The following is a 19,861-nucleotide window of genomic DNA, read 5'->3' on the forward strand; positions in this document are numbered from 1 at the left end:
AAAATCTAAAATCTAAAATCTAAAATCTAAAATCTAAAATCTAAAATCTAAAATCTACCCCGATAGCTATCGGGACTAAAATCATTTAGCTCCGCCATTAAACTCATTAATGATATTTACGGCTTCGTTCAGGTACGGATTTGTTTTCAGATTATTCATTTGATCCTGATTAATCGTTTTTTCGTTTGGATAAGCGCCTAGAAGAAACTGATTCACACTCGAATTATAAACATCCAACGGATTATTTTCGTCATTAAAAGTATTGATTTCTGTCCAAAGCGTATTTAGTGTTTTTTTCTGCTTAAAAACCGAGTCTAAGGTCATCGGGATTTCAGCCTTCGGACTATTTATAATCTGATCTATTTTAAGATTGATTTTTTTAATATTGTTAAAAAAATAATTGTCAGCCAGTCTAGCAGAACTATTTGCTGCAATCTTGTCGATCAAATTTCGCTTAACATACGTCTTGTATTTTAAGAAAGGTTCGATACTATCATTTTTGATCGCCGTCGGAAAATCACTTTCTTTTTGATAAACATCTTCGTAGAATTCTGGAAGCACAACATCTGGTTTTACCCCAATATATTGATGGCTTTTGCCCGTAATTCTATAAAATTTATTGATGGTAATTTTTAAGTAATCCGTATTTTTTTCTTCGTCAAGCGGAAGAATAGTCTGCATTGTCGCCTTTCCGAGAGTATTGCTTCCTAACAAAAGGGCACGATTGTAATCTTGCATAATAGAAGAGAAAAACTCACTTGCCGAAGCCGTATTGCTATTGACCAAAACGACAATTGGGCCTCTGTAAATAACACCTTTAAAAGGATCATTTATAACCGATTTTTCTTTTTTGCTATCAATTACAATAGAAAGCGGCCCATAATCTACAAACATTCCCGCCAATTTGATAGCTTCTTCCATAGAACCGCCGCCATTGTCAATAAGATCTATAACAAGCCCTTTTATACTATCTCTCTGTAGTTTTATAACTTCTCGTGCAACATCATCTGCACAGCCTTTTCTGCTGTTGCCGTCAAGATCTGCATAGAAACTCGGAATCTTAACGTATCCAATTTTGCTGTCTTTGCCAATAATGAAACTAAAAACAGAATTCTCTTCGTCTTTCATCATTTGTTTTTCAATGTAAACATCAAAACTTTTGCCCGAATTACGTTTTAAAGTAAGCGTAATGTGCTTATTGTTTTCAGATAAAATCATGGTCGATATAGATTCTAACGAAGCACAAGAAACCTGAAGCGTCTCTTTCTGATTGGAAATCGAAATAATCTGATCGCCTTTTTTTACTTGTCCGGTCTGGTAAGCAGGCCCGTTTGGATCTACCTCATCAATAATGATTTCGTTTTTCTCATTTAAGTTAACCGTCATTCCAAGCGACAAATGTTCTTTTGATAAAGAAGCCACAAAACTTGTTTTAGAATCATCACTAAAATAAGCCGTATGCGGGTCAAAATAGGTGCAGAAGAAATTATAAACTTTCTCTTCCAGTTTGGTGTTAGAATCAATTAGCGTAGTAAAACGGCAGATTTCATTCGAAAGGATTTGATTTTTAGAAACTTGTTCAATCGATTTGAAATTGGTTTTTAGAGAATCTAAATTATCACTCATTTCAGCAATATCATCCAAAATCTGATAACGCAGTTTCTTTGTCCAAACCTTTTCCAAATCTTCTTTCTTTAAATAAAAAGCAAAAGATTTTTTATAAAAGCGAATGGTATCTTTTTTAGCATAATCAATCGGAAGCGTCTGAATCTTTTCTAAAACCTTTTTAGTGCGTAAAAGACCATTTACATATTGCGCTTTAATATCGGTAAGAAAACTGCAGTCTTTTTTCAAGATTAGATCATCGAGATTGTAACGGTATTTCTGAGCCAGTTCGTCATATTCGCTCTTAAAAAGGATATTGCGAGAAGGATCCAATTCGTTAATGAGATTATCAAAAACGAACACAGATAAGCTGTCATCAACCGGTTTCGGCCTTAAATGTTCAGCTTGAATAAGCGCATTTATTTTGTTTAGTATTTCACAAGTTTCTGCGCTGTTCTGACCAAAAGATAGAGTTGATGTCAGCAAAAAAAGGAGTAGTGAAATCTTTTTCATAAATGGAAATTCATGGTTTATGATTAAAGTTACACTAATTTTTTTACAAAAAACAGTAATTCATTCAAATATCGACGACGGAAAGGTTTTTTTCCACAAAATGCATTTTCAGGTGTATCATCAGAAGAATCCGTTTTTTTTCGCCACGAATTCACGAATTATTTTTTTCTATTGATTGGAGGATTACTGTTTTTCTATTTGCCACAAATTACACGCATTTTTGCTTAGCTATGATTTCAATTGATTAATCGCTTAAATAATCATAATTAGTAGTAGAAATTAGTGAAATTCTTAGCATGCACAGACGAAACAAAGTAGAATTTAAATTCGTGAATTCGTGGCAAAAAAAAAATGCGTCACAACTTTCGCTGCAACGCATCTCAATTATAATCTAAAAAGAATTATTTCTTATAAAAAGGCAGTTTTACCACTTTAGCAGCAACATCATTTTTTCTAATTCTAATAAAAATATCACTGTCTATAGCACTGTTTGCAACAGTAACATAACCTAAACCAATACCTTTATTCATAGAAGGTGACATAGTTCCAGAAGTTACAATTCCGATCACATTTCCATCAGCGTCAACGATTTCATAATCGTGTCTTGGCACCGCGCGCTCCTGCATTTCAAAAGCAACAAGTTTTCTTGCAACACCAGCTTCTTTCTGCTTTTTAAGCGCTTCAGAATTTGTGAAATCTTTAGTAAATTTCGTAATCCATCCTAAACCAGCTTCAAGCGGAGAAGTAGTATCGTTAATATCATTTCCGTACAGGCAGAATCCCATTTCTAGACGTAAAGTATCACGTGCTGCAAGACCAATCGGCTTGATTCCAAAAGACGCTCCAGCTTCAAAAACTTTATTCCAGATTTGTTCTACTTCATTGTTTTTACAGTAAATTTCAAATCCGCCAGAACCAGTATAACCAGTAGCAGAAATAATTACATGATCGATTCCGGCGAAATCACCCACTTCAAAATGGTAATAAGTAATAGCAGACAAATCAACAGAAGTCAAAGACTGCATAGCCTCAACAGCTTTTGGTCCCTGAATTGCCAAAAGAGAGTAATCATCAGAAATATTCTTCATTTCAACACCCAAATCATTGTGAGATGAAATCCAGTTCCAGTCTTTTTCAATATTAGAAGCATTTACAACCAGTAAATACTGCTCTTCTTTCATTTTATAAATAATCAAATCGTCAACAATTCCGCCTTCGTTGTTTGGAAGACAAGAATATTGCGCTCTTCCAACAGTCAAAGTAGAAGCATCATTTGAAGTCACTTTCTGAATCAAAGCCAAAGCATTTGGACCCGTCAACAAAAATTCACCCATATGCGAAACGTCAAAAACTCCCACGCTGTTACGAACTGTTTCGTGTTCAGCATTAACCCCTTCATAAGTAATAGGCATATTATAACCCGCAAAAGGAAGCATTTTAGCCCCTAAACCTTCATGTATGTGCGTAAGCGCAGTATTTTTCATTGTGTTGTTTTATAAAATTGTTTTGCAAATCTATTCAAAAAATATCGAATTAGAATGCCTTAAATTATAAATTTCGCAATAATTAGGAGCTATTCCAGCTTTTCGTTACAAGTCCTCATAAAAAAAGCAAAGTTTCTAATGTTCAAAAAAGAGCTTCCTTTGGTCGCTTTTTTAGAACAAGAAACTTTTGCTTTTTTTACTCCGGGCTTTTCACTTCAATCTGGGCTAGAGTACACGGTTTCAAAAAGAAGAATTAGTATTTCAATTTTTTATGTAACTTTAGGAAGCTTAATTTGAAATTAACACGTGGCTGACATCAGCTATAGAAAATCAGTTTTTATCTGCGTCTTTATGAAGTAAATCCGTTTAATCAGCGTATAATTAAGACAAAGTTAAGTTCAAAAGCTATGTGCATTCAAACAAAGTGAAACGCCTTTTCAACACAAAGAGGAGCTATGTTTCTATGTGTTTAAAAATGTACGTTTAGAAAATAAAAAATACAAATGAAAGAACCGTATTTAATCGATAAAGAAGAAATTCTAAGACTCTATAAACCTATAGATTCCAAAGCACACAAAGGAACACAAGGTCATGCCGTGATTATTGCGGGAAGTTACGGTAAAATAGGAGCAGCAGTCCTAGCCTCAAAATCCTGTCTAAAAACAGGTTGCGGACTCGTAACGACTTTCATCCCAAAATGCGGTTATCAAATTCTTCAAATCTCCATTCCCGAAGTCATGACCGTAACCGATGAAAATACCAATTTCATCACCAATATTCATCTGCCGTTAATTCCGCAAGCCATCGGAATTGGTCCTGGTCTAGGAAAAGAACTCGGAACACAAAAAGCTTTATTTGAGTTTTTAAGAATAAACAAAGCCCCTTTAGTTTTAGATGCCGATGCTTTAAACATTATTTCAGAAAATATTTCCTGGTTAGAACTAGTTCCAGAAGACAGCATTCTCACTCCGCATCCAAAAGAATTAGAACGCCTAATCGGAAAATGGAATTCAGAATCAGAGAAATTTCAGAAAACAATCGCATTTTCAGAAAAATACAAAGTCATTGTCGTCATGAAAGGCGCCCCGACCTACATTATAAACCGAACATCAGTTTACCAAAACACAAGTGGAAACGCAGCCCTCGCCACAGCAGGAAGCGGAGACGTCTTAACCGGAATCCTAACAAGTCTTTTAGCTCAAGGCTACGAACCCAAATATGCTTCAAAAATGGGTGTTTTCCTCCACGGCTTAACAGCAGATTTAGCTTTGCCAAAATTTGGGTATGAGTCTTTTACAGCTTCGACAATTATTAAGTATTTAGGAAAAGCTTTTTTAGAATTAGAGAATTAGAGAATGTGTCAATTAGGAAATGTGCCAATTTGATAATTAGATAATTTTGCAGTTCGTATTGTCCTCCTGAGCGGAGTCGAAGGACACGCCAGAAAGTCCACAATCAAAATCGCCAATCTTTGCAGAGCTACTTACGCGTCCTTCGACTCCGCTCATGAAGACAAAAAATGAGCATAAATCAGCTAAATCTGTAAAATCTGCGAGAGCATAAATAAGATAAAGAATCAGCAATATCTGCTTAAATCAGTTTAATCCCGATAGCTATCGGGAGCGTGAAACAAAAACTTTGCGCCTTCGCGCCTTTGCGAGATTTATTTAGTTCGGCTTAAATTTTCTTAAATAACTTATATGGTTTAAAATTTTCACTCCTAGCATAAAACAAAAACTTTGCGTCTCTGCGACTTTGCGAGATTAATAATAGCGTGCTTTGCGTAAACCTTAGCGACCATTGCGGTTAAATTCATTAAGTTTGTAAAGTCAAAGATTAGAAACTTAGCAACTCATTACCTTAGCATCTTTGAATCTTTTAAAAAATGAAAAACAACTTCGATCTAAGAACAGTAAACGTCATGCGTTATATAACGCCACTGCGTGAAGGCGGATCTTTGCCAGCCTTAGCAGAAGCCGATGACGACTTTAAATACGTATTAAAATTCAGAGGAGCCGGTCACGGCGTAAAAGCCTTAATAGCCGAGTTAGTAGGTGGACAAATCGCAAAAGCCTTAAAACTACAACTGCCAGAATTAGTTTTCGCCAATCTAGACGAAGCTTTCGGAAGAACAGAAGCCGACGAAGAAATTCAAGATTTACTGCAAGGAAGTCAGGGATTAAACTTAGCGCTTCACTTTTTATCTGGAGCAATCACTTTTGATCCAGCGGTAACCACTGTCGATGCCAAATTAGCTTCACAAATCGTTTGGTTAGACGCTTACATCACCAACGTTGACAGAACATTCAAAAACACCAATATGCTGATCTGGCATAAAGAATTATGGCTGATCGATCACGGAGCGTGTTTGTATTTTCACCATTCTTGGAACAATTGGGAACAGCATGCTAAAAGCCCGTTTGCATTGATAAAAGATCACGTTTTATTACCTCAAGCTTCACTTTTAAAAGAAGTCGATGCGGAGTTTAAAGCGATTTTAACTCCAGAAATTTTAGAAGAAATTGTAAATACAATTCCGCTAGACTGGTTGCAATGGGAAGATGCTGATGAAACGCCAGAAGGACTGCGAAATGTATATCTGCAGTTTTTAAAAACCAGATTAGCCAATTCAGAAATTTTTGTAAATCAAGCTCAAAATGCAAGATAATCACTTATACGAATATGCTGTGATTCGTGTTGTGCCAAGGGTAGAGCGCGAAGAATTCCTGAATATCGGAATCATTTTGTTTTGCAAAAGAGCCAAGTTTATAAAAGTCCTTTTTCATTTAAATAAAGAAAGAATACAAGCTCTTTCTGCCGATTTTGACATCGAACAGTTGGAATGCAATTTAACGTCACTTCAAAAAATCGCCAACGGAGCCAAAGACGGTGGTCCAATTGCCGAATTTGAAATCCCAGAACGTTTTAGATGGTTAACCGCGATTAGAAGTTCGGCCATTCAAACCTCAAGACCACACCCAGGTTTGTGTCAGGATCTAGAGAAAACGATTCAGCGTTTATTTGAAGAACTTGTTCTGTGATTTTTTTTTAAACCATATAAGGTATATAAGCTAATTTAAGATTGGCTTTAAAAAAAATCTCGCAAAGGCGCGAAGACGCAAAGAACATAAAACTTTGCGACTCTGCGCTTTTGCGAGATTAAAAAAACTTAGTGTCTTCGCATCTTCGCGGCAAATCTTTTAATTGACGGTCTTAATAATAAAAAGAACTTTGCGACTCTGCGCCTTTGCGAGATTAAAAAAAAACTTAGTGTCTTCGCGTCTTCGTGGCAAATCTTTTAATTGGTGCTCTTAGTAATAAAAAAGAATTTTGCGACTCTGCGCCTTTACGAGATTAAAAAAACTTAGTGCCTTCGTGTCTTCGTGGCAAAAAAAAACAAAACCACGAATCACATTACGCAATCCGTGGTTTCAAAACTAAACTAACTCATATATTTTTAAAAAGAGCCGCAAACATTACCACCTAAAGTAGGTCCGGCATTAGCAGAAACATCAGCTTTAACAGCACTTGCACTCAATTTTACTATAGAATAAGGCGGAGTAAAAGCAGTTCCGCTTCCAACTTTCGTTCCAGTAACATTTGTAAATACATTGTCGCTGGTAACCGTTACTGCAGTGTAACCTGTCATTAAATCAATTGGATTTTTCACACCTTCAAAAGCATTGCTTTCTACACGAATATCAGCTTCAACACCAGCAGCAATACACTTATTGCTTACCGTACTGTTAAAGAAACTGTTTACGATATGCACTTTTCCGAAACGAACTCTAGGCATTCTTTCTTTACACCCTGGAGCCCACCAGCATCTTGCAAAAGTGATTCTCAATTTACCGCGATCGGCTGTTGCGCCGTCGCTTGAACCAATTAAGTTAGAATATCTATGATCGTCAGATCCGCCAGACCCGCCAGCTTTTGGAGGTTTTAAATAATGGAATTTAGAATACGTAACCGAGATATAATCTGATTTGTTTTTAATGTCAAAGTTCCCGTCAACACCATCTCTAAATTCGCAATGATCTACCCAAACATTTTGGCAGTCGTCCAAAATAGCGTTATCCCAACCATCAGTATCATAAGCGCCTGGTCCTTCAAAAATCAGGTTACGGATAATAATGTTTTTACATCTTTTAATGTTGATAATTCCAGAACCATCTTTTGTCTGATTGGTTGAAACCAATTTTGCACCGCTTGTACCATAAATAGTTTTTCCTGTTTGATCCTGAAATGACAATCTTGTCGTAATCGTAATCGTTCCAGAAACTTTAATCACTTTTACAGCAGCGTTTTCAATAGCCGATTTCAGCTGTGCGTAAGTCGTAACCGTAGTTTCGGCAGAAGAACCGCCGCCCGTTGTGCCTCCGTTTTGCGAAGCCCATCCTGGCACTTCAGCGCAGTTTCCGATTTTAGCCGTTGGGTTAGTTGCAGTTGCCTCAATGGTTTCATTTGAGTTTTCGATACTTGCTTCTGGAGTCGAAGCAATTTCTTCAGAGTTACATGCCGTAAATCCGAAAATCAATGCTACAGCGAACATTGAAAGTGTTGATTTTAAGTTCATAATAAGTTTGGTTATTTATAAAAGTTTAACAACGCAAAACTCAATATTATTTGTAGGAAAAAAGTTGAACAAGTTCAATCTTTTGTAAAAAAATCTACGAAATGTGTTTTTTTAACACTTCTAAAATTACAAAAATGCATTTTATGTGTACTTTTACGTAATCGATTACATTTTTTAATCCCCTAATTAATAATGTGTTGAAAAAACAAATTTAGACCTCATAAAAAACCACAAAAACCACAAGAATGTACAACCTACTAAGAACAAACATTGAGCGAAAAATTCCGCTCACAGATGAAGAATGGAACATCATTGTTTCAAAAGCAGAACTCATTAAACTCAAAAAGAATCAATTCCTGCAAATCCAAAATTCCAATAGCAGTTACGAAGGATTTATTTTGAAAGGCTCATTCAAGACCTATATTTTAAACGAAAACGGAACTGAAACCGTAATTTTCTTTTCTTTCGAAAATGAATGGATTTGCGATCTCGAAAGCTTTTACCATCAAAAACCAACCACTTACAACATCAAAGCCATTGAAGACAGCGAAATAGTGGTAATCAGTAAAATGCAAAAAGCGTATTTATTTGCTGTAATTCCGAAACTCATTAAGTTTCATGTGTTAATGATCGAACGCGCCAATGTTGCCATTCAGCAAAGACTTTTAGACGTTCTGCAAAAAACCTCAAAACAGCGCTATCTCGATTTTAAAGAGCGTTATCCGCAAAAGGTAAGTTCGATAAACAATAAGAATTTGTCATCGTATCTGGGCGTTTCGCATGAGTTTTTGTCGAAGATTAAAAGAAGGTGCTGAGGTCTAAGATTCTAAGGTGCTGAGATGCTAAGTTTTTGTTTCACGCAGATCTATACTCATTTTTTTGTCATCCCGAGGAACGAGGGATCTCCACAAGTAGCTCTACAAAGATTGGCGAAATACTGTGCGGAGTTGCTTGTGGAGATCCCTCGTTCCTCGGGATGACAAACTATACGCATAGAAAATTATCTAATTGATAATTTTTCTAATTATCTAATTCAAGAAATTCTTCTCCAAATAAATAAACTCCAAAGGTTCTTCTGAAACCGTAACATGAATTCCACTTTCAGGAAAAGCTTCTCTTTCGCCCGTATCCACATAACCGCGGCGTTTGTACCAATCGATAAGTTCTGTACGAACCGAAATCACCGTCATAATAATACTCGATAAACCCAAAGATTTAGCGTGATTTTCGGCTTCGATTAGCATTTTTTTGCCAATTCCGCTGTTTTGAAGTTCCGGAGAAACCGTCAGCATTCCTAAATACAATTGATGCTCTTTCTCCACCAATAAAACCGAACCGATAATGGTATCGTTTTCCGTAAACTTTAAGATTGTATTTTTCGGATCAAGAAAAATTTCGGTCATTTCGGGTTCGTCTGTTCTTTTTCCTTCTAATAAATGCGCTTCGGTTGTCCAGCCTTTTTTAGACGTTTCGCCTCTGTACGCCGAGTTTATTAAAGTTACCAATGCCGGAATGTCTTCGAGTAATGCTTTTGTAATCATGTTTATTTTAAATGCTTAATTTTTTAATTTTCTGAATAATCTCTTCAGAATTACCAGCCGATTCAACATATATTTCGTCAAATTCAAGTAAATCAGTTACACCGATTCCGCCGACAGGATAGAGTTCTGTACTGTCAGAAAGTATAATTTTGAAATTGAAGTTATTCCTATTTGCAATTCCGTGTTTATTGCAACATTTTTGAATTTCAATTTGATGTTTATAATAGCTTTCATATGGAATAAAATTACCTCCAATTACTCCCATAGTTTCATCAATAACTGCGAAATTTGATTCGCCTATTTTTTCATCATTTATTAAAAGAAATCCTTTCATGAGTTTTTTTTGAATTGCCTCCAGCTTTAGCTGGACGGACAAAATTAGAATATTATGAAATGGCTTTAGCCAAATTTGAGCAGTTTTTTGGATAAAGCTGAAATCTTATAAAATCAACATTTTTTCACAGAACTATGCGTTTTATTTTAAGTGAAACGACTTTTTTTACGCGTAACTAAAGCTATGTTTCTATGTGTTTAAAAATTACAATCAAAGGGCTAAATGTAAGTAAATATTTAAATAAATTTGTAATCATTTAGAAAATTAAATGCTATGGCAAGAATACATTTATTCGAGTTTGAAGACCAACAATGGCTTCCAGAATTCATTAGAAATTACATGACCGACTTTTTGCAGTTTCTTTCTAATAAAACTGCGATGTACAGAGGCATTGTTCCCGTAATTGAAAAAGCTTTAAAAGAAAGCCAGACCAATCAGATTATCGATTTGGCTTCGGGCGGGGGCGGCGGACTGATTTGGCTCAACAACGAATTGCGAAAAAACAATCCCGATTTAAAAATTCTGCTCACGGATTATTATCCAAACATTCCTGCTTTTGAACACACGCAAAAACAAGCCGATAATTTCGATTTTATAAGAACTTCTGTAGACGCCAAAAACGTTCCCGAAAACCTCAGCGGACTCCGAACGCAATTTTTATCGCTACATCATTTTAAACCCAAAGACGCACAGCAAATTCTGCAAAATGCGATTGACAGCAACAGTTCGATTGCGATTTTTGAAGGGCAGGAGAGAACTGCTGTGAGTATTCTGGCTATGATTTTCTCACCGATAAGTGTTTTGCTTACTACGCCTTTTATCAGGCCTTTTCATATTGGAAGAATCATTTTTACCTACCTGATTCCAATTGTGCCGATTTTGATTTTGTGGGATGGTGTTGTTTCTTCTCTCAGAACCTATTCTGTTGATGAAATGAATGTTTTGGTTTCTAATTTAAAGAATAAAGAAAGCTTTAATTGGGAGATAGGAAAAGCAAAATCGGGTCCTACTAAGATTTTGTATTTGATTGGGACGAAGAAAATCGCTTAAATAGAACGCAGATTTAAACGGATTTTTTCACTAACAAATCTGTTCCATCTGTATTTAAACTTATATTTTTTTGAATTGTAAAAAGTATCTTGTAAAAAAATCCTGTTTTTTACCGAAATCTATTTTCTTTTTAGAATTTTAAATATCTTTGAAGTATGAGTACAGCAACAAAACCAAAACATATCGGCAGAAATATAAGCCGTATCAGAGAGCTTAAAGATATGAAGCAGGAAGCACTGGCGCAGGCTTTGGGATTAAGCCAGCAGGCTGTTTCGAATATTGAAAATAGCGAAACTGTAGATGAAGAAAGACTTTCCGAGATTGCAAAAGCACTTGGCGTTTCTGTTGAAGCCATTAAAAACTTTTCGGAAGAAGCGGTTTTTAATATTATTGGAAATACTATTCAAGACCACGGTGCTATTCCTATTATTGCAAGAGGTGATTACAATTGTACTTTTAATCCTTTAGATAAAGTGGTTGAACTTTACGAACGTTTGGTGCAAGCTGAAAAAGATAAAGTGGAGTATTTGGAGAAATTATTGAACGGGAAATAATCGTTTTAAGAATATTAAATTGAAAAAGAGACCTTTGTAGAGGTCTCTTTTCTGTTTTTATGTTCGCTAGCGCGAGCGTCTCGCTCGTGCCCGTTTCAGTATTCACGTTTGCCGATCTTTGCGTTCACGAGCGGGACGCTCGCGCTAGCGGGGGTCTATTCCCAACCAGTAAAAAAGTTTTTTCCTTTATCAGTTAATTTATACTTGTATGGTTTGCCTTCTTCTTTTTCCCTTTTAACTAATTCGTGCTTTTCAGCAAGTTTTTTTGCTCTCCAACCGATTAGCTGTCCTGAATAATCAACTTCTAACGCTATTTCTTTTGCATATAATTCTTCTTCGGAATGTTGTAGTTCTTGTAGAATTTTAACCTCAGGAAGTGGAAGCATTTTAGAAGAGTCAATTTTACTAATCAAATTAATTACATCTTGTGCTAATGTTTCAATAATTACGCTATTATGACAAGAGTTACATTTAAAGTTATTAAATTCTAGAAATTTTAAATCTTGGATATCAAATTGTTTTTGACAATCAATATTTGAACAAACTATCCTTTTCGCATTTGATAAAAATTCGGTTATTAATTTGTTGTAATTAAAAGGTCTTTCAATAAAGTATTTTCTATATTTTGCACCTTTTGGTTTTCCCCAAAATATATTTTCTTTTTTACATAGGCCGTAGTTCAAAGAATAAATAGAAACTGGAGTACCATCTTTATCACTTAAATCATTGTACTTACTGATGAAAAAATTTAATTCTAAAGTCTTCAGGAATTCCTCAAATCTTGGGTCAAAGTGAAAATGACTACTAAAAGGTTCAGTTGTTATATATATTGAACCTTTTAAGTCTTTAACTGTAATTCGCCTTTTTATATCTTTAGATTTTTCAACAAAAGAATTTAAAAGATTTTTGAGTTGTAGAACGGATACTTTCTCATCTAAAGAAATCAGTGAATGAGTTGTAGTTTGAAAAAATGAATAGATTTTTTCTTCGTAATATTTTTGAGAAGCAGATTCAATATCAGTTTTTGTAATTCTGTTATTATAAATTATTCGACTTTGATAACAATAAGATAAAATATATCCTAAAATTCTAGGTACATTCATTGAAGCATTAAAAAGAATTTCATAATAATCTTCCATGCTATTTTTTGAAGTATCAAAAAATAATTCCACATCTTCTCCAACAAATTTGGTAATTCTTTTTTCTAATATTTTTTTTGTAAAACCTATTGCGTTAGATTCCATTTTATCTCGATCAAATTCCGAATATAAATTGTAAAAATCGAGATTTACAGTGTCAATTTTACCTGGATCAATTTTACCATAATATATTCTATTTGGATAAGCAGCAACTTTAAATTTAATAAATTCCTCAGACCAATTATTTAACGGTGCTAAAATTACATCAACAAATGTTACAATTGAATTGTCATCTATTTCAGAAAAATCATCTAATAAAACATATAAATGTCTAATTTTTAATATTGCTAATGTTTCTTTTATACCAGTAATTATTTCTTTAATTTGAAAAACTTTTAGAAATACAGTTGAAAAATTATCTTCTGCTTCAAATGTGTTTTTCTCATTTTTTTTCCAATCAAAGCCAGAATCTATTTTTACCTTAGCTTTTATTCCATCTTTTTCGATCCCACCGTCAGCTTCTATTCCTTTTAAAGAAATACTTCTTTCTTTTGATTTTTCTTCACCTTCTTTTTTTGCGGTGTTAATGGTTTGCAATATTGGAATTTCTATTTTTTCAAGATATTTATTATCCTCTATGTTATTTTTTAATTCAGCTAATTTTTCCTTGCTTCAACTTCAGTTACTCCAAATAATTCTAACAATCTGTCAAATTTTGAATCAAATTTTTTTGTGACCTCATTAATAATTGTTGATAAAACGGTTTGAATAAAAGAACGTTCAATTAAATATTTTTCCACAATTTCAGCAGGCAAAAGCTTCTCAACTTCACTAATTCTTGAGAGTTTAGTCTGTGATGATTCATAGATTGTTTTAACATCTAAATAACAAGGTAAATATCCTTTTTTATCGCGAAGTTCTTGTTCAAGTCTTAAAAAAATAGTAGACTTACCTGTTCCTTTTCTGCCAATTAAAAAAGTTGTATTCTCTTTTAATGATTTTTTTAAAATATAATCATTTGGTAATAAATCAGTATATAATTCTTTTAAAAGGTTTCTTCCTTTTTCATCTATTAAATCTGCTCTTCTGTATTTTTTTAGAGATTCAACAGCTTCAAAAAAGCCATTGGATTGTTTCTGATTGTATACCATATTTTATAAGCTTATCTAGAATTTTTACAGAACAAAATAAAAGTTCCTAGTTGGTTTTGATTTGTAAAGGTTAAATAAATTTTCTTGTTTTCAAATATATGTTTTTTTCTTACAAGATTTTTAAACTTGATAAATAATAGTACGAACAGTGATTGACTAAAAAAAAACGACTGAAATAAATATCAGTCGTTTTGTATATGATGTTTTATAAATGTTACCCCAAGAAGTCCTTCAACTCCTCATAAGTTCCAATCTTCACACTAACCTTCTCCTCATTAATAACACTTTCAATCTGAGTCGGAATCGGAAGTGTAATTCCTAGCGCAGGTTCAACCACATCTAAGAATTTAATTGGGTGAGCAGTTTCTAAGAAAATACCAAGGGCATTAGAATATTTTTCAAGCTCTTTTTTGAGACCTAAATAACCCACAGCACCGTGAGGTTCTGCGATGTAACCGTCGGTTTTGTAAATTTTCTTCATGGCTTCAATAGTTTGTTCGTCTGTGTAGCTGTAAGAAGAGAAATCTTTTTCGAAAGCCTTTAAATCATTATTGTATAATTCCTGAATTCTAATAAAGTTGCTTGGGTTTCCAACATCCATTGCGTTAGAAATTGTTGCTTTAGAAGGTTTCGGGTCGTATTTTCCGTTTTCTAAGAATCTCGGCACCGTATCGTTTACGTTTGTAGAAGCAACAAAATGTTCAATTGGCAAACCTAATTTCTTTGCCATAATTCCCGCACAAATATTCCCGAAGTTTCCGCTTGGGCAAGAGAAAACCAATGGCTTGTTTTGGCTTTTCAACGCTTTGTAAGCAAAGAAGAAATAAAACATCTGCGGTAACCAGCGCGCAATATTAATAGAATTCGCCGAAGTCAGGTTTTTGTGTGCCAAAGTTTCGTCTAAAAATGCTTTTTTCACCATATCCTGACAATCGTCAAAAACACCGTCAACTTCCAAAGCTTTAATATTTTGCCCTAAAGTCGTCAATTGTTTTTCCTGAATATCGCTCACTTTTCCAGACGGATATAAAATGACAACATCTACACCGTCAACGCCCAGAAATCCGCTTGCAACCGCTCCGCCTGTATCGCCAGAAGTGGCTACTAAAACGGTGTTTTTTGTGTCTTTTTTGTCTTTATTGAAATACCCCAAACAACGCGACATAAATCGCGCCCCAACGTCTTTAAACGCCATTGTCGGTCCGTGGAATAACTCTAACGAATAGATTCCGTCTTCGACTTTCACAACTGGGAAATCAAAAACCAAAGTTTCGGCAATGATTTCTTTTAGTTTTGCTTCTGGTATTTCGTCGCCTACAAATTGTTTAATCGCTTCAAAAGCAATTTCTTCATGGCTTAAACTTTCGATTTTATCAAAAAAGGAAGGATCAAGTGGCGTAATGCTTTCTGGGAAATATAATCCTTTGTCACTCGCTAATCCTTGTATAACAGCTTCCTGAAAAGAAACTTTTGGGGCATTATGGTTTAAACTGTAGTATTTCATTATTTTAGATTTTCTGGAAACAAATTCCAATTTTTGAAATTCCAAATTCCAATAGTTGGTTGTTGTTTTGATTGTTATTTTCCGTTTGTCAGGCTGAGCGGAGTCGAAGCCCCGCATAGTAATTCCGCAATCTTTGTCATTTCGACCGAAGGGAGAAATCGCACTTGTGATTCCTCACAGTAATTCGCCAATCTTTGTCGAGTCTCTAGTGCGATTTCTCGTTCCTCGAAATGACAAACTGTGTGTCTTTACTTTGCGTGGGCTTCGACGGAGTTTATCCTGAGGAACGAAGGGCTCAGCCTGACAAGGCTTTGTGTTTTTTCGTTGTGTCAGCTCTTTGTGGGGCTTCGACTCCGCTCAGCCTAACAAACGTTACTTTTAAATGAACTTATATTACTTATATGGTTTTATCTTATTTATTTTAGAGAATCCTCACGCCGTCTGGATTAATCTTCGAAACGTGAATTTCATACGGTAAATTCATTTTTTCGTAGACTTCGCTCATGGCTTTGGCGATTTGATCTGCCGTATCTTTTCCTTTGCTTAAAGCAAAAATCGATGGGCCAGAACCAGAAATTCCAGAACCTAAAGCGCCATTTTCGTAAGCGGTTTGTTTGATTTGGTCGAAACCTGGAATTAAAACACTTCTCAAAGGCTCAACGATTTCATCATGAAGTGAACGTCCAATTAACTCGTAATCTTTAGTGTAAAGACCAGCGACTAATCCGCCTACATTTCCCCATTGCGTGATGGCGCTTTTTAGAGAAACATTTTGTTTTAAAACCGAACGAGCGTCAGAAGTTTTTAATTCAATTTGCGGATGAACCACCGTTGCGAATAATTCTTCTGGGCTGTCAATTCTGATAATATCTAGCGGAGCATAACTTCTTACCAAAGTAAATCCGCCTAAAAGGGCAGGAGCAACGTTGTCGGCATGCGCGTTTCCGCTGGCTAATTTCTCGCCCTGCATGGCAAACTGAACCAAATCTTTACGGGAATAAGGTCTTCCCAATAATTCGTTGATTCCGAAAACCGCTCCGGCAGAACTTGCCGCACTGCTTCCGATTCCGCTTCCCGCTTTTATATTTTTATAAATTTCGATTTCGAAACCAAAATCCAATTCGTCAAGAGTCGCTAACATCGCCAAAGCTGCCACACCCGAAACGTTTTTCTCTGTTTCAAGAGGTAAATCGGCACCGACGATTTTAGTAATTCGAACGCCTTTCTGATCTGATTTTCGAACAATCATTTCATCACCCGCATTGTCTAAGCAAAGTCCCAAAACGTCAAATCCACACGAAAGGTTTGCGATTGTAGCGGGACAGAATAATTTTATTTCTTTCATTTTTGGTTGTTTCAGGTTTCAGGTTTTAAAGTTTCAAGTTGCCAAACTTTGTGAGCTTAACCGCAAAGTTCGCAAGGTTTTTTCGCAAAGTTCGCAATGAAAAAACAAGACTTTGCGAACCTTGCGTAGTCCTTTGCGTGCTTTGCGGTTAAACTTTAATCCTGAAACAAAAATTATATGTTTCCTATTCTAATGACATCTGCAAAAATTCCTGAAGCGGTAACGGCTGCACCAGCTCCGGCTCCTTTGATCAATAAAGGCTGATCTACGTAACGATCGGTGTAGAAAAGCACGATATTGTCTTTTCCTTCTAAGTTATAGAAAGGATGATCTTTCGGGATGAATTGCAGACCAACGCTTGCTTTTCCGTTTTCGAATTGTGCTACGTATTTCAATCTTGAATCTTTTGCTAAAGCTTCTTTATAAATGTTCTCAAAATGAGAAGCGTGTTTGATTAACGAAGCAAAAAAGTCATCATTATTTGTTGTTGCCAGACATTCTGCAGGCAGGAACGATTCGTTTGCAATGGCGTCAATATCCATTTCGTAACCGCTTTCGCGAATTAAAATCAGGATTTTACGAGCTACGTCGATTCCGCTCAAGTCGATTTTCGGATCTGGTTCTGTGAAACCTTGAACTCCCGCTTCTTTTACCACATCGTGGAAAGAGTTATTCTCATCAAAATTGTTGAAAATAAAGTTCAAACTTCCCGATAAAACCGCTTGGATTTTATGCACTTTATCTCCAGATGCAATCAGATTTTTTACGGTATCTATAATCGGTAGTCCCGCACCAACATTCGTTTCAAATAAAAACGGAGCGTTATATTGACGAGATAAGTTTTTCAGTTTTTTATAATTGTCGTAAGCAGAAGAACACGCAATTTTGTTACAAGTTACAACGGCAATACTTTCTTTTAAGAATTTCTCATAAGCTTCAGAAACCGTTGCATTTGCTGTAATATCAACAAAAATACTATTTCGTAAATTCAAGTCTTTTGCTTTTTTGATGAATTCTTCAATGCTTGCTGGTTCGCCTTCGCTTAAAGCGGCATCCCAATTTTTTAGAGAAATTCCGTCTTCATCAAAAATCATTTTTCTAGAGTTTGATAAAGCAATTACGCGAACATTAATCTTTAAAACCTCTTTTAAGAATTTTCTTTGATTGTGAATCTGTTCGATGAATTTTTCACCCACATTTCCAACTCCCATTACAAATAAATTCAGCTGTTTTGTGTTTTCTTCAAAGAAGTTTTCGTGAAGCGTATTCAATGCTTTTTTAACGTCTCTTTCGTTAATTACAGTCGAAATATTACGTTCAGAAGCACCTTGCGCGATGGCGCGAATGTTTACGTTGTTTTTTCCTAAAGTGCTGAACATTCTTCCGCTTAAACCTTGGTGATTTTTCATGTTTTCGCCCACCAAAGCAATAATGCAAAGATCTTTTTCTACATAGCAAGGATCGATTTTGTTTTGCGAAATTTCGATTTCAAAAGCACGGTTAATTGCTGCTTCGGCGTTATCAGCGTCAGAATTCAAAATTCCGATACAAATAGAGTGCTCAGAAGAAGCTTGAGTGATAAAAATAACGTTGATTTTTTCCTGAGACAATACTTCAAATAAACGTCTTGATGAACCCGCAACTCCAATCATTCCAGGGCCTTCAAGTGTTAGAAGCGAAATATGATCAATATGGCTAATTCCTTTTACAACAGTATCTTTTGATAAAACCACATCAGAAATTAAAGTTCCTTCAGCTTCTGGCTCAAAAGTGTTTTTGATTAAAATCGGAATATTTTTTCTTAAAACGGGCTGAATTGTAGGCGGATATAAAACTTTGGCTCCAAAATGCGACAACTCCATTGCTTCCTGATACGAAATATTCGCAATTGGCTGCGCTTGTTTAACGATTTTCGGATTAGCAGTAAACATTCCGTTTACGTCTGTCCAGATTTCCAATTGTTCAGCGTCGATTGCTCCAGCGATAATGGCAGCAGTATAATCAGATCCGCCACGCCCTAAAGTCGAAGTGATTCCGTCAATTGTCTGCGCAATAAATCCAGGCAGAATATTGATTTTAGCTTTATTTTGAGCGAAATATTCTTTTATCAACTGATTTGAAACTTCGAAGTTTACAGCAGCTTTTCCGAAATTATTGTCTGTTTTAATCAATTCGCGGCTGTCTTTATAAACGGCATCTTTTTCAGTTTGCTGGAATGCCTGCGCGATTATGAATGAAGAAAGCAATTCTCCAAAACTTAAAATAGTATCAGCTGTTCTTGGAGACAATTCGCCTAAAAGGAAACAGCCGTCCAAAAGAGTTTCTAAATGGTTGATGATTCTTTTTACATGGCTCAAAAGACTGCTCTGCTCGCTTACAGGAATCAGTTCTTTTAAAGTATCAAGGTGTTTTTTCTCGATTTCAGCTACAACCTCTCTAAAGCTTTCGTCGTTTGCCGCAGCTTTTGCCGCAGCTGACTGCAGTAAATCGGTTACTTTGCTTAGAGCAGAAACAACAACTACCAATTGGTCTTGTTTTGCTTTTTGGTTAACAATTTCGAGAACGAGTTTTATATTTTGAGCATTGGCTACAGAAGTTCCGCCAAATTTTAATACTTTCATTTTGTGTGATATTTTTTCTTTTGCAACTATTTTTTATGTACCCATTACTTTTCTTCTTTTAAGAAAAAAGTATAGATGACCTAAGATTATATGTAAAAATGTATACCCCTAAGGGGTAGTAGTTGTTGTAGTAGAAATAATGGTAGCAGCAATTGCAACTCCTGTTTGAGCTGTAATAATTGTAGATTGATATTTTATGCTGTTACTTTTCATTTTTGATTTTTCAAAAGTACAGCTTTTTATAAGAGTTAAAAACTTAAAAAGCCTTTTTGCGAATATTTTAATAATTCAAATCTTCGTAATTCAATATTGAGCATTTGTTAAAATTGGGTATGTTAAATTGATGTTTTGACATATTTCGGAATGTGTTTTTTTAAGATTTCAATTGCTCAAAAGATTGATGTTTAATTAAAAAGAGCTAAAAAACAGGAGAAAATTGGAAGT

At 35.2% G+C, this 19,861-nt stretch carries 16 protein-coding genes; 6 read left to right on the plus strand and 10 right to left on the minus strand.

Going from position 1 to position 19,861, the window contains the following annotated elements; translation table 11 throughout:
- Positions 1-81: 81 nt before the first annotated feature.
- Together ACWA1F_RS04075 and gcvT are read right to left on the minus strand one after the other, a co-directional pair.
- Entirely contained in the window at positions 82-2,118 is a 2,037-nt protein-coding gene (locus ACWA1F_RS04075) for a S41 family peptidase (RefSeq protein ID WP_456891826.1), read from the minus strand.
- 401 nt (positions 2,119-2,519) lie between these two features.
- Positions 2,520-3,602, minus strand: coding sequence for a glycine cleavage system aminomethyltransferase GcvT (gcvT, locus tag ACWA1F_RS04080; protein WP_456891828.1), 1,083 nt, complete (start codon positions 3,600-3,602; stop codon positions 2,520-2,522).
- Between the two features lie 503 nt (positions 3,603-4,105).
- Here gcvT and ACWA1F_RS04085 point away from each other — a divergent pair.
- The 3 genes from ACWA1F_RS04085 to ACWA1F_RS04095 all read left to right on the plus strand — a co-directional run bounded on the left by ACWA1F_RS04085 (position 4,106) and on the right by ACWA1F_RS04095 (position 6,643).
- On the plus strand, positions 4,106-4,954 hold the full coding sequence (locus ACWA1F_RS04085; protein ID WP_456891830.1) for an NAD(P)H-hydrate dehydratase: 849 nt from the start codon (positions 4,106-4,108) through the stop codon (positions 4,952-4,954).
- A 533-nt stretch (positions 4,955-5,487) separates the two neighbouring features.
- The gene (locus tag ACWA1F_RS04090; protein ID WP_456891832.1) at positions 5,488-6,270 is read left to right on the plus strand and encodes a HipA family kinase; all 783 of its coding nucleotides are present in this window, start codon (positions 5,488-5,490) and stop codon (positions 6,268-6,270) included.
- A complete protein-coding gene (locus ACWA1F_RS04095) occupies positions 6,260-6,643 on the plus strand; it encodes a DUF3037 domain-containing protein (RefSeq protein WP_456891834.1) in 384 nt (127 codons plus the stop codon). The genes ACWA1F_RS04090 and ACWA1F_RS04095 overlap by 11 nt, the downstream gene beginning before the upstream one ends.
- A 416-nt stretch (positions 6,644-7,059) precedes the next feature.
- Here the strand turns inward: ACWA1F_RS04095 and ACWA1F_RS04100 are convergent, their stop codons facing one another.
- Positions 7,060-8,178: a pectate lyase family protein gene (locus ACWA1F_RS04100; RefSeq protein WP_456891836.1), complete on the minus strand. Its 1,119-nt coding sequence runs from the start codon at positions 8,176-8,178 to the stop codon at positions 7,060-7,062.
- Between the two features lie 245 nt (positions 8,179-8,423).
- Between ACWA1F_RS04100 and ACWA1F_RS04105 the strand changes: the two genes are divergently transcribed.
- A complete protein-coding gene (locus ACWA1F_RS04105) occupies positions 8,424-8,993 on the plus strand; it encodes a Crp/Fnr family transcriptional regulator (protein WP_456891838.1) in 570 nt (189 codons plus the stop codon).
- A 213-nt stretch (positions 8,994-9,206) separates the two neighbouring features.
- Here ACWA1F_RS04105 and ACWA1F_RS04110 read toward each other — a convergent pair whose 3' ends face one another.
- On the minus strand, positions 9,207-9,719 hold the full coding sequence (locus tag ACWA1F_RS04110) for a GNAT family N-acetyltransferase (protein ID WP_456891840.1): 513 nt from the start codon (positions 9,717-9,719) through the stop codon (positions 9,207-9,209).
- Positions 9,720-9,726: 7 nt separating this feature from the next.
- Positions 9,727-10,053 (minus strand): hypothetical protein, encoded by a 327-nt coding sequence (locus ACWA1F_RS04115; protein WP_456891842.1) that lies wholly within the window; start codon positions 10,051-10,053, stop codon positions 9,727-9,729.
- 273 nt (positions 10,054-10,326) lie between these two features.
- On the opposite strand from ACWA1F_RS04115, the gene ACWA1F_RS04120 reads away from it, so the two are divergent.
- Positions 10,327-11,103, plus strand: a complete 777-nt coding sequence (locus tag ACWA1F_RS04120; RefSeq protein ID WP_456891844.1) for a hypothetical protein — start codon at positions 10,327-10,329, stop codon at positions 11,101-11,103.
- Positions 11,104-11,258: 155 nt separating this feature from the next.
- Complete coding sequence (locus tag ACWA1F_RS04125) at positions 11,259-11,657, plus strand: helix-turn-helix domain-containing protein (protein ID WP_456891846.1); 399 nt, start codon at positions 11,259-11,261, stop codon at positions 11,655-11,657.
- A gap of 155 nt (positions 11,658-11,812) precedes the next feature.
- Here the strand turns inward: ACWA1F_RS04125 and ACWA1F_RS04130 are convergent, their stop codons facing one another.
- The 5 genes from ACWA1F_RS04130 to thrA form a co-directional block, all read right to left on the minus strand.
- Positions 11,813-13,393, minus strand: coding sequence for a winged helix-turn-helix domain-containing protein (locus ACWA1F_RS04130; protein ID WP_456891848.1), 1,581 nt, complete (start codon positions 13,391-13,393; stop codon positions 11,813-11,815).
- 59 nt (positions 13,394-13,452) lie between these two features.
- Positions 13,453-13,947 (minus strand): hypothetical protein, encoded by a 495-nt coding sequence (locus tag ACWA1F_RS04135; RefSeq protein WP_456891850.1) that lies wholly within the window; start codon positions 13,945-13,947, stop codon positions 13,453-13,455.
- Between the two features lie 214 nt (positions 13,948-14,161).
- Positions 14,162-15,451: a threonine synthase gene (thrC, locus tag ACWA1F_RS04140; RefSeq protein ID WP_456891852.1), complete on the minus strand. Its 1,290-nt coding sequence runs from the start codon at positions 15,449-15,451 to the stop codon at positions 14,162-14,164.
- A 421-nt stretch (positions 15,452-15,872) separates the two neighbouring features.
- Positions 15,873-16,796, minus strand: a complete 924-nt coding sequence (locus tag ACWA1F_RS04145) for a homoserine kinase (RefSeq protein WP_456891854.1) — start codon at positions 16,794-16,796, stop codon at positions 15,873-15,875.
- 173 nt (positions 16,797-16,969) lie between these two features.
- Positions 16,970-19,417 carry a bifunctional aspartate kinase/homoserine dehydrogenase I gene (gene thrA / locus ACWA1F_RS04150; RefSeq protein ID WP_456891856.1) on the minus strand — a complete coding sequence of 816 codons (2,448 nt, stop codon included), beginning with the start codon at positions 19,415-19,417 and terminating at the stop codon, positions 16,970-16,972.
- Positions 19,418-19,861: the final 444 nt, after the last annotated feature.

The organism is Flavobacterium erigeronis (assembly GCF_054075165.1).

Bases quoted from the DNA above. Each gene is read 5' to 3' on its own strand.
- ACWA1F_RS04075 (WP_456891826.1), bottom strand. From the start codon at position 2,118: ATGAAAAAGATTTCACTACTCCTTTTTTTGCTGACATCAACTCTATCT.
- gcvT (WP_456891828.1), bottom strand. From the start codon at position 3,602: ATGAAAAATACTGCGCTTACGCACATACATGAAGGTTTAGGGGCTAAA.
- ACWA1F_RS04085 (WP_456891830.1), top strand. From the start codon at position 4,106: ATGAAAGAACCGTATTTAATCGATAAAGAAGAAATTCTAAGACTCTAT.
- ACWA1F_RS04090 (WP_456891832.1), top strand. From the start codon at position 5,488: ATGAAAAACAACTTCGATCTAAGAACAGTAAACGTCATGCGTTATATA.
- ACWA1F_RS04095 (WP_456891834.1), top strand. From the start codon at position 6,260: ATGCAAGATAATCACTTATACGAATATGCTGTGATTCGTGTTGTGCCA.
- ACWA1F_RS04100 (WP_456891836.1), bottom strand. From the start codon at position 8,178: ATGAACTTAAAATCAACACTTTCAATGTTCGCTGTAGCATTGATTTTC.
- ACWA1F_RS04105 (WP_456891838.1), top strand. From the start codon at position 8,424: ATGTACAACCTACTAAGAACAAACATTGAGCGAAAAATTCCGCTCACA.
- ACWA1F_RS04110 (WP_456891840.1), bottom strand. From the start codon at position 9,719: ATGATTACAAAAGCATTACTCGAAGACATTCCGGCATTGGTAACTTTA.
- ACWA1F_RS04115 (WP_456891842.1), bottom strand. From the start codon at position 10,053: ATGAAAGGATTTCTTTTAATAAATGATGAAAAAATAGGCGAATCAAAT.
- ACWA1F_RS04120 (WP_456891844.1), top strand. From the start codon at position 10,327: ATGGCAAGAATACATTTATTCGAGTTTGAAGACCAACAATGGCTTCCA.
- ACWA1F_RS04125 (WP_456891846.1), top strand. From the start codon at position 11,259: ATGAGTACAGCAACAAAACCAAAACATATCGGCAGAAATATAAGCCGT.
- ACWA1F_RS04135 (WP_456891850.1), bottom strand. From the start codon at position 13,947: ATGGTATACAATCAGAAACAATCCAATGGCTTTTTTGAAGCTGTTGAA.
- thrC (WP_456891852.1), bottom strand. From the start codon at position 15,451: ATGAAATACTACAGTTTAAACCATAATGCCCCAAAAGTTTCTTTTCAG.
- ACWA1F_RS04145 (WP_456891854.1), bottom strand. From the start codon at position 16,796: ATGAAAGAAATAAAATTATTCTGTCCCGCTACAATCGCAAACCTTTCG.
- thrA (WP_456891856.1), bottom strand. From the start codon at position 19,417: ATGAAAGTATTAAAATTTGGCGGAACTTCTGTAGCCAATGCTCAAAAT.